This window comes from Nocardioides sp., assembly GCF_030655615.1.
In the GTDB taxonomy this organism is placed as follows: Bacteria; Actinomycetota; Actinomycetes; order Propionibacteriales; family Nocardioidaceae; genus Nocardioides.
Genome location: NZ_JAURVJ010000015.1, coordinates 29568 through 39334 on the forward strand (window position 1 = coordinate 29568; position 9767 = coordinate 39334).

At 71.8% G+C, this 9767-nt stretch carries 9 protein-coding genes; 7 read left to right on the forward strand and 2 right to left on the reverse strand.

From position 1 onward, the window contains the following. The first annotated feature begins 30 nt into the window (after positions 1-30). Positions 31-483, forward strand: coding sequence for a nuclear transport factor 2 family protein (locus Q7T52_RS01240; protein ID WP_304798832.1), 453 nt, complete (start codon positions 31-33; stop codon positions 481-483). A gap of 46 nt (positions 484-529) precedes the next feature. Next, complete coding sequence (locus Q7T52_RS01245; RefSeq protein WP_304798833.1) at positions 530-1348, forward strand: hypothetical protein; 819 nt, start codon at positions 530-532, stop codon at positions 1346-1348. 277 nt (positions 1349-1625) lie between these two features. On the opposite strand, the gene Q7T52_RS01250 is transcribed toward Q7T52_RS01245, so the two are convergent. After that, positions 1626-2084 carry an Rrf2 family transcriptional regulator gene (locus Q7T52_RS01250; RefSeq protein WP_304798834.1) on the reverse strand — a complete coding sequence of 153 codons (459 nt, stop codon included), beginning with the start codon at positions 2082-2084 and terminating at the stop codon, positions 1626-1628. Positions 2085-2279: 195 nt separating this feature from the next. Between Q7T52_RS01250 and Q7T52_RS01255 the strand changes: the two genes are divergently transcribed. From Q7T52_RS01255 to Q7T52_RS01270, 4 genes are all read left to right on the forward strand, one after another. After that, positions 2280-4025 (forward strand): alpha/beta hydrolase, encoded by a 1746-nt coding sequence (locus tag Q7T52_RS01255; RefSeq protein ID WP_304798835.1) that lies wholly within the window; start codon positions 2280-2282, stop codon positions 4023-4025. After that, positions 4015-4890, forward strand: a complete 876-nt coding sequence (phaZ, locus tag Q7T52_RS01260; RefSeq protein WP_304798836.1) for a poly(3-hydroxyalkanoate) depolymerase — start codon at positions 4015-4017, stop codon at positions 4888-4890. The genes Q7T52_RS01255 and phaZ overlap by 11 nt, the downstream gene beginning before the upstream one ends. Further along, positions 4887-6077 carry an acyl-CoA dehydrogenase family protein gene (locus tag Q7T52_RS01265; RefSeq protein ID WP_304798838.1) on the forward strand — a complete coding sequence of 397 codons (1191 nt, stop codon included), beginning with the start codon at positions 4887-4889 and terminating at the stop codon, positions 6075-6077. The genes phaZ and Q7T52_RS01265 overlap by 4 nt, the downstream gene beginning before the upstream one ends. Before the next feature lie 161 nt (positions 6078-6238). Beyond that, on the forward strand, positions 6239-8113 hold the full coding sequence (locus tag Q7T52_RS01270) for an acyl-CoA dehydrogenase (protein WP_304798840.1): 1875 nt from the start codon (positions 6239-6241) through the stop codon (positions 8111-8113). 97 nt (positions 8114-8210) lie between these two features. Here the strand turns inward: Q7T52_RS01270 and Q7T52_RS01275 are convergent, their stop codons facing one another. Then, positions 8211-9116: a LysR family transcriptional regulator ArgP gene (locus Q7T52_RS01275; protein WP_304798842.1), complete on the reverse strand. Its 906-nt coding sequence runs from the start codon at positions 9114-9116 to the stop codon at positions 8211-8213. A gap of 69 nt (positions 9117-9185) precedes the next feature. Between Q7T52_RS01275 and Q7T52_RS01280 the strand changes: the two genes are divergently transcribed. Beyond that, positions 9186-9767: LysE/ArgO family amino acid transporter (locus tag Q7T52_RS01280; protein ID WP_304798845.1), on the forward strand; the 582-nt coding region annotated here is incomplete at its 3' end.

Sequence of the window (9767 nt, forward strand, 5' to 3'; positions counted from 1 at the left end):
AACTAGAACAGGTTCTAGTACGCTGCCGCCATGATCACCTCCGACGCCATCACCTGGCTGGCGGCCGACGACGACCACCCGGCACGTCGGGCCAGCCAGCGGTCCTACTCGGCGGTGGCCAAGGGCGACCTCGCCGAGTGGCTGACGGTCTACTCCGAGCACGCGTCCCTCGAGGACCCGGTCGGTCCGTCGATGTTCGACCCCGAGGGCACGGGCCACCACGGGCATGACGGCATCGCGGCGTTCTGGGACAAGGCGATCGCGCCCATCGACACGTTCGCGTTCACCATCACCGAGTCGTTGGCCAACCCCGGCAGCAACACGTGCGCCAACGTCGGCAGCATCAGGACGTCGTTCGCCGACGGTTCCTCCACCGTGACCGACCTGGTCATGGTCTACGTCGTCGACGACGACGGCCTCGTCCTGTCGATGAAGGCCTTCTGGGAGCCCGAGCGCACGATGGCGTCGTTCACCCCCGCCTGAGACTCCGTTCATCGTCCGCTCATCCGGACGTGCCAGGCTGTACGACGTGGGCAAGCCGCGGCGCGCATATCTCCATGTCGGACTGGACGACGGGTCGGGTGTCGTCGTCGACGACGCGCTCGAGGCCCACGCCCACGCACTGCTCGCCCTGCGGGTACGCCGGCCCGTCGACTCGGGCGCGACCTTCCGCGCCGTGCTCGACGTGCTCGACGCCCACGAGGACTGGGGCTACGACCGCTCCGAGGTCGACGGCGCCTGGGCCGAGCTCGTCCACGGCGCCCGCCGCGGCCGCGACACCATCGTGCTGAGCCAGCCGCTGCTCGCCGCCGCCTCTCCCGACCGGGCGCGCGCCGTCGTCGAGTCGCTCGACGGCTTCGACGTGCACGCGGTCGTCACCGTAAAGGCCCCCGACGCCTGGGTCCGCCCCGGCGACCCCGGCCGCGACCTCGCCGAGGTGCTCCCCCGCTGGGCGTCGGCCGTCGGTGCCGCCGACCACGTCCACGTCCTGCTCGGCAAGGACGCCGCCAGCACCTGGAAGGCCCTCGGCCGCGTCGCGGCCTTCGGCACCACGTCGCTCCGCGTCCCCACCGCCGCCACGCCCCCGCCCTTCCCGGCCGACCCCCGCCTCGCCGCCGCCTGGCGCGACCTCCTCGGCCACTCGGCCTACGACGTCGTCGGCGACACGGCCGTCCTCGACCCGGAGCCCTTCGACGACGACGGCCTCACCGCCGCCGGCCGCGCCCTCGGCGACGCCCACCACGAGCTCGAGCGCCTCCGCCAGCGCAACGACGAGCTCACCCACCGCCTCGCCAAGGCCGAGCGCAAGCGCCGCAAGCTCAAGCGGAGGCTCGCCGACCTCGGCTGAGCGGAGGGCCGGGCTGGGCAATCCGGCTGCGGGGGTCTCGAGGCTCGTCGCTAGCGCTCCTCACACCTCAACCGACGTAGGAGGAGGGAGGGGGAGCGACCTCGAGCGAGGACGCAACCACCCAGAAGGCGCCCCGAGTGGCACCCAACCCGATCACAGGGCGCACGTCGACGCCGGTGTCCCCCCGGGCCGGTCGGGCCGGAATGCCAGACAGCGGCAGCGAAGCCCAGGAAATCCGGGCCCGCGGCCCGAGGACACCGGTCGGCGACAAAAACAATCAGTGCGGTTGCCAGGCGTCCTCGTCGGCGGTCCGACTCGTCACGGCCTTCGGCAGCTTGCCGTCGGCGAGCTGCTGGATCGACACGGCCTCGAAGACGTCGCGCAGCGAGCGGCGGGCGGCGATCCAGACGTGCTGGAGGACGTCGGCCTGCTCGTTGTAGCTGACCGACTCGGGGCGCAGGCCGTAGACGGAGACGAGGGGGCCGTCGACGGCGCGGATGACGTCGGCGACGGAGATGTCGGCGGCGGGGCGGCCCATCCGCCAGCCGCCGGACTGGCCGCGCTGCGACATCACGATGCCGGCGCGGCGGAGGTCGGCGAGGATCGCCTGGAGGAAACCGTGCGGGATGTCCTGGAGCCGGCCGAGCTCCTCGGCGCTGACTGCCTTGCCGTCCTCGCGTCCGGCCATCTGGATGAGAGCCCGCAGCGCGTAGTCGGACTTGGCGGAAACTCGCATGAGGCCAGTGTGTCAGATATGTCGCCTCGAACACTGGATCAACAGGCCCATGGGAGCCCCCGGTAGGGCCGGGCCGAGCGCGCGGCGTACACCCGCGGGCATGGGCCGACCGGTCGACGCGCGTGAGACGGTGGGTGTGGTGCCGGTCACGCTCCGCGACCAGCGCGACGGTCCAGCGCCCGCTCGGAGGTCCGCATGTCCCACCCGAACGACACCGCAGCCACGGCGGCCCAGGCCCGCATCCACGCGGCCGACGACATCGAGGCCGACCACGCCCAGGAGGTGTCGGCCCCGCTCGACCTGCTGCTGGCCGACGCCGCGAGCAGCCCCCTGCGCCGGTTCCTGCCGGGCATGTCCGGGGTCCGGTTCGCCGGCGCGCTCGTACGCCGCCCCGGCAACGTCGCCGGCCAGGCGGTCACGCTCACCAAGGAGCTCGGCCGGGTCGTCGTGGGCCGCTCCGAGCTCGCGCCCCACCCCAAGGACCGTCGCTTCGCCGACGACGGCTGGGCCAAGAACCCGTTCCTGCGCCGCACGCTCCAGGGCTACCTGGCGGCGGGCAAGGCCGCGCGGAGCATCGTCGCCGACGCCGGGCTCGGCTGGGGCGACGGGCAGCGGATGGGCTTCATCGTCGACAACCTCGTCGAGGCGTCGTCGCCGAGCAACAACCCGCTGCTCAACCCCAAGGTACTCAAGCGCGTCGTCGACACCGGCGGCGGCAACCTCGTCACGGGAGGACGGCGACTGGTCCGCGACTTCGCGACCGCGCCGCGGGTCCCGTCGATGGTCGAGCCCGACGCGTTCGAGGTCGGCGAGGACCTCGCCGTGACGCCCGGGGCCGTCGTCCTGCGCACCGACGTCTTCGAGCTCATCCAGTACACGCCGCAGACCACCAAGGTCCGCTCGGTGCCGCTGCTCATCGTGCCGCCGACGATCAACAAGTACTACGTCATCGACCTGGCGCCGCAGCGCAGCCTCGTCGAGCACCTGGTGGCGAGCGGCCAGCAGGTCTACTGCATCTCGTGGCGCAACCCCGACAAGCGCCACGCCGCCTGGGGCCTCGACACCTACGGCCAGGCGATCATCGAGGCGATGACCGTGGCCCAGGACATCTCGCGCCAGGACCAGGTCGCGCTGCTCGGCATCTGCTCCGGCGGCATGATCGCGTCGATGGTGCTGGCCCACCTGGCCGCCACCGGCGACCTCGGCCGCGTCGCGGCGTTCAGCCTGGCGGTGACCGTGCTCGACCAGGAGCAGGCCGGCCTGCCGAGCGCGCTGCTCTCCCACAAGGCCGCCGCGGCCTCGACCCGCGCCTCGGCCGAGAAGGGCTACCTCGACGGCCGTGCGCTCGCCGAGGTCTTCGCCTGGCTGCGGCCCAACGACCTGATCTGGAACTACTGGGTCAACAACTACCTGCTCGGCCACGCCCCCAAGGCCTTCGACATCCTCTACTGGAACGCCGACTCGGTGCGGATGACCGCCGCCATGCACCGCGACTTCATGGACCTCGCGATCCGCAACGCCCTCACCGAGGCCGGCGCCGCCCAGCTGCTCGGCACCGACATCGACCTCGGCAAGGTCGACACCGACACCTACGTCGTCGCCGGCATCGCCGACCACCTGTGCGCGTGGGAGTCCTGCTACCGCACGACCCAGCTGCTCGGCGGCGAGAGCCGCTTCGTGCTCTCGACCAGCGGCCACATCGCCGCGATGGTCAACCCTCCCGGCAACGAGAAGGCCAGCTTCCAGACCGCGCCCGACAACCCCGCCAAGGCGGCCGACTGGCTGGCCGGGGCGTCCAAGACGTCGGGCTCGTGGTGGGAGGACTACGTCGCCTGGCTGTCCGAGCGCAGCGGCCCCGAGCGCGGCAAGCCCCGGCGCCTCGGGTCGGCCAAGCACGAGCCGGTCTGCGACGCCCCGGGCACCTACGTCCATGACCGCTGAGATGACGGCCGAGGCGGCCCGCGACCAGCTCCGCACGATCGCCGTACGCCGCATCCCGGTCCGCGTCTCGGTGCGTCCCGCGAGCGGCGCCCTCGCCGACGCTCCGCCACTCCTGCTCTGCAACGGGATCGGCGCGTCCCTCGAGGCGCTGCAGCCGCTGGTCGACGAGCTCGACCCGGGCCGCGGCCTGGTGCGCTTCGACGTGCCCGGCGTCGGGGGCTCACCTCCTCCGCCGTTCCCCTACACGATGCCCGGCCTCGCCTCGTGGCTCGGCGCCCTGATGACCCGGCTCGGCCACCCGACCTACGACGTCCTCGGCCTGTCGTGGGGCGGGGGCGTCGCGCAGCAGCTCGCGTTCCAGCACCGTCGTCGCGTACGCCGGGTGGTGCTGGCGGCGACCGGCACCGGTTCGCTGATGGTGCCGGCCCGGCCCGAGGTCCTGCGGATCATGCTGACGCCGCGTCGCCACCGCGACCCCGACTACGCCGCGCGGGTCGCCTCGAAGATCTACGGCGGCTCGATGCGCACCGACCCCGAGCGCGGGGCCCGGCTGCTCCACGCGGTGACCCGCGCCGGGCCCAAGCGGGGCTACTACTACCAGCTGCTGGCCGGCGCCGGCTGGTCGAGCCTGCCGGCCCTGCCGCTCATCAAGCAGCCGGTGCTGGTGCTCGCCGGTGACGACGACCCGATCATCCCGCTCGTCAACGCCAAGGTCATCGCCCGGCTCGTGCCCCGCTCGACGCTGCACGTCTATCGCGGCGGGCACCTCGGCATCCTGACCGAGGCCGACGAGCTCGCCCCGGTCATCGAGGCCTTCCTCCGGGACGGCGACCACGACGACGACGACGACAAGGACCACGCGTGACCGAGACCGACCCGACCGACACCCCGTTCTCCGACTTCCTCGGCATCGAGCTCCTCCTCGAGGAGCAGGACCGCGAGCTGCTCAGCAACGTGCGCGCCTTCATGACGCGCGAGGTCGAGCCGGTCATCAACGACTACTGGACCCGCGCCGAGTTCCCGCACGACCTCCTGCCGGGACTGGCCGGGCTCGGCATCGCCGGCCTGACCTACGACGGGCCGGGCTGTCCGGCCCGCGGGGCCCTCGTCAACGGCCTGGTGGCGATGGAGATGTCGCGCATCGACTCCTCGATCGGCACCTTCATGGGCGTGCACGGCGGGCTCGCGATGGGCTCGATCATGCTCTGCGGGTCCGACGAGCAGCGCGAGCGCTGGCTCCCCGCGATGGCGCGGATGGAGCTCATCGGCGCGTTCGGGCTCACCGAGCCCGACACCGGGTCGGCCATCTCCCAGGGCATGGGCACCACCGCCCGGCGTGACGGCGACGGGTGGGTGCTCAACGGCCAGAAGAAGTGGATCGGCAACGCGACCTTCGCCGACCTCATCATCATCTGGGCCCGCGACGAGGACGACGGCGAGGTCAAGGGGTTCGTGGTCCCGGGTGACGCCGAGGGGCTGACCGCGACCAAGCAGGAGGACAAGATCGCGCTGCGGGTCGTGCAGAACGCCGAGATCGACCTGGTCGACGTACGCGTCGCCGAGAGCGACCGCCTCCAGGAGGCAGACAGCTTCGCCGACACCGCCCGCGTCCTGCGCGTGACCCGGATGGACGTGGCCTGGCAGGCGGCCGGCTGCGGGCGCGGCGCCTTCGAGCACGCGCTGCGCTACACCAAGCAGCGCCAGCAGTTCGGCCGCTCGATCGCCTCGTTCCAGATGGTGCAGGACCTGCTGGTCAAGATGCTCAGCAACATCACGGCCTCGACCGCGATGAACGCCCGCGCCTCCCAGCTCCAGGACGCCGGCAGCCTCCGTGAGGAGCACGCCTCGCTCTGCAAGGCCCACAGCACCGTCCGGATGCGCGAGACCGTCGGCTGGGCCCGGGAGGTCCTCGGCGGCAACGGCATCCTCCTCGAGCACCACGTCGGCCGCTTCGTCGCCGACGCCGAGGCGATCTACTCCTACGAGGGCACCCGCGAGATCAACACCCTCATCGTCGGCCGCGCGATCACCGGCGAGAGCGCGTTCGTCTGAGCCCAGCCGGCTCACCCGGGCCGGCCCCTCGTCGCACCCCGCCCGGGGGTGACCCACCCGACCTTGCCCCACGGCGTACCGCCCAGTAACATGTTGTTACTGGCCGGTAGCCCCTGTGGTCGAACCGTGCCCCGACACCAGACGAAGAAACGGGTGGGTCCGTGAGCCACTACAAGAGCAACCTGCGCGACATCGAGTTCAACCTCTTCGAGGTGCTCGGACGCGACGAGATCCTCGGGACCGGCCCCTTCACCGAGATCGACGCCGACTCGGCCCGCACGATCCTGGCCGAGGTCGAGCGCCTCTCCCGCGAGGACCTCGCCGCGTCCTACGAGGACAGCGACCGCAACCCGCCGGTCTTCGACCCGGCGACCAACACCGCGCCGATCCCCGAGTCGTTCAAGAAGAGCTACCAGGCCTGGATGGACTCCGAGTTCTGGCGTCTCCAGATCAGCGAGGAGCTCGGCGGCACGCCCGCCCCGTCGTCGCTGGTGTGGGCCCTGGGCGAGATGGTGCTCGGCTCCAACGCCCCCGTGTGGATGTATGCCGCCGGCCCCGCCTTCGCGGGCGTCGTCCACCGCAACGGCAACGAGCGCGACCAGCGCATCGCCCAGCTGATGGTCGAGCGCCAGTGGGGCGCGACCATGGTCCTCACCGAGCCCGACGCGGGCTCCGACGTCGGCGCCGGCCGCGCCAAGGCCACCGCCAACGACGACGGCTCGTGGAACATCGAGGGCGTCAAGCGCTTCATCACCTCGGCCGAGCACGACATGAGCGAGAACATCATGCACCTCACGCTCGCGCGCCCCGTGGGCGTCGAGGGCGCGGGCGGCCCCGGCACCAAGGGCCTCTCGCTCTTCCTCGTGCCGCAGCACCACTTCGACCACGAGACCGGCGAGCTGACCGGCGAGCGCAACGGCGTCTACGTCACCAACGTCGAGCACAAGATGGGCATCAAGGTGTCCAACACGTGCGAGGTCACCTTCGGCGACAGCTCGGTCGGCAACGGCGCGCCCGCCAGGGGCTGGCTGCTCGGCGAGGTCCACAACGGCATCGCCCAGATGTTCCAGGTCATCGAGAACGCCCGGATGATGGTCGGCACCAAGGCCATCGCCACCCTCTCCACCGGCTACCTCAACGCCCTCGACTACGCCAAGGAGCGCCAGCAGGGCGCCGACCTCACGCAGTCGGGCGACAAGACGGCGCCGCGCGTCACGATCACCCACCACCCCGACGTACGCCGCTCGCTGATGGTCCAGAAGTCCTTCTCCGAGGCCATGCGCTCGCTGGTGCTCTACACCGCGTCGTGGCAGGACAAGATCCAGCTCGCCGAGCACGCCGGCGAAGGCCTGTCCGAGGAGACCAAGGCCGCCAACGCGGTCAACGACCTGCTGCTCCCGATCGTCAAGGGCTACGGCTCCGAGCGCTCGTGGGTCCTGCTCGGCACCGAGTCGCTGCAGACCTTCGGTGGGTCCGGCTTCCTGCAGGAGTACCCCGTCGAGCAGTACGTCCGCGACGCCAAGATCGACACCCTCTACGAGGGCACCACCGCGATCCAGGGCCAGGACTTCTTCTTCCGCAAGATCGTCAAGGACCAGGGCAAGGCGCTCGGCACGATCGCCGGCGAGATCCAGAAGTTCCTCGACGCCGAGGGCGGCAACGGCCGCCTCAAGAACGAGCGCGCCCTGCTCGCCACCGCCCTCGACGACGCCAACGCCATCGTCGGTCACATGATCAACGACCTGATGTCGGCGCAGGACGAGGTCCGCAACGTCTACAAGGTCGGCCTCAACACCAGCCGCCTGCTCATGGTCCTCGGCGACGTCGTCTGCGCCTGGCTGCTGCTGCGCGGCGCCGAGGTCGCCCTCGGCAAGCTCGGCGGCGAGGTCTCCGCCAAGGACAAGGCGTTCTACGAGGGCAAGATCGCCGCTGCGCAGTTCTTCGCGCTGCACAACCTGCCCAAGGTCTCCGCCGAGCGCGTCATCGCCGAGGCCACCGACCTCGCCCTGATGGACCTCGACGAGGCCTCCTTCTGATCCACCCACCTCGCTGACCCGTCGCGTGGACGCGACGGGTCAACGTTGTTTTGACCCCAAGAACGGTGACCCGTCGTAGATCGAGGACGGGTCAGCGTCATTTTCGGCCGTGCTCGCGGTGACCCGTCGTCGATGTACGACGGGTCAGCGTGCGGTCGGCCTCGGCAGCCACGGCGGCGGTCAGGCGCGCCAGCGTGGGTGACTCAAGCCGCCACCGCTGCCAGAAGAGCGGTACGTCGACGTGGTCGCGTGCCGACAGGGTGACGAGCGCGCCGGAGACCAGGTCGGGGTCGAGCTGGGGCGAGGGCAGCAGGCCCCAGCCGAGCCCGAGGCGCACGGCCTCGTGGAAGTCGGCAGAGGTCGGGACCCGGTGCACGACCGGGGGCGGGCCGAGGCCGCGTGCGACGAGCAGGTCGTGCTGCAGGGCGTCCTTGTCGTTGAAGACGACGACCGGCATCACTGCCCAGTCGTAGCCGCGGCCGGCGCGCCACCGGTCGGCGAACGCCGGTGTCGCGGCCGGGCGGTAGCGCATGGAGCCGAGCGGATCGACGGTGCAGCCCTGGACGGCGACGGGGTCCGAGGTCACCGCGGCCAGCACGTCGCCGCGGCGCAGGAGGTCGGACGACCAGCCCTGGTCCTCGACGTGCAGTCGCAGCCGGACGCCGGACCAGCCGGCGACCTCGCCCACCACGCCACGGAACCAGGTCGCGAGCGAGTCGGCGTTGACCGCCACCGGGAGGTCGACCACGACCGGCGCGTCGGGCGCGGCGCGCGCCTCGTCGAGCAGCAGCGCCCACTGGCGCGCGAGCCGGACGAGGACCTCCCCCGCGGGCGTCGCCGCGCAGGGCGTCGTACGCCGGACCAGCACCTGGCCGGTGGACGTCTCGAGCGCCCGGATCCGCTGGCTCACCGCGCTCGTCGTGACGTGCAGGCTGCGGGCGGCGGCCTCGAAGGTGCCGTGCTCGACGATCGCGGCGAGGGCGGCGAGCTGGTCGGGCTGCATGTAGCGATGCTAAAGGGTCTACAGATTGTTTCGTTGGCCTTCAGCACGTCACACACCTAGCGTGAGGGCGTGCTCGCCTCCACCGCCGCCGGTCTGCTGACCGGTCTCAGCCTCATCGTCGCCATCGGGGCGCAGAACGCCTTCGTGCTGCGGCAGGGGCTCCGCGGCGAGCACGTCGGTCTCGTCGTCGCCACCTGCGCGCTGTCGGACGCCGTCCTGATCGTGGCCGGGGTCGCGGGGGCCGGCGCGGTGCTCGAGGCGGTCCCGGGGCTCGCCTTCGCGGTGCGGATCGCGTGGGCCGCGTTCCTCCTGGGGTACGCGGCCCTGGCGGCCAGGCGGTCGTGGCGACCCTCCGTCCTGACGGCCGAGGCGTCGGGCGGCGGCGCCGGTCGCCGGGCGACGTTCGCCGCGATCCTCGCCCTGACCTGGCTGAATCCCCACGTCTACCTCGACACGCTGGTCCTCCTCGGGTCGGTCGCGGACGCGCACGGTGACGGGCGCTGGTCGTTCGCCGTCGGCGCGGTGCTCAGCAGCGCCACCTGGTTCACGGTCCTCGGTCGCGGTGCCGCGGTCCTCCGGCCGATCTTCGCCCGACCGGGAGCGTGGCGCGTGCTCGATGGTCTCGTGGCCGCCGTGATGGTCGTGATCGCG

Bases quoted from the DNA above. Each gene is read 5' to 3' on its own strand.
- Q7T52_RS01240 (WP_304798832.1), top strand. From the start codon at position 31: ATGATCACCTCCGACGCCATCACCTGGCTGGCGGCCGACGACGACCAC.
- Q7T52_RS01250 (WP_304798834.1), bottom strand. From the start codon at position 2,084: ATGCGAGTTTCCGCCAAGTCCGACTACGCGCTGCGGGCTCTCATCCAG.
- Q7T52_RS01255 (WP_304798835.1), top strand. From the start codon at position 2,280: ATGTCCCACCCGAACGACACCGCAGCCACGGCGGCCCAGGCCCGCATC.
- phaZ (WP_304798836.1), top strand. From the start codon at position 4,015: ATGACCGCTGAGATGACGGCCGAGGCGGCCCGCGACCAGCTCCGCACG.
- Q7T52_RS01275 (WP_304798842.1), bottom strand. From the start codon at position 9,116: ATGCAGCCCGACCAGCTCGCCGCCCTCGCCGCGATCGTCGAGCACGGC.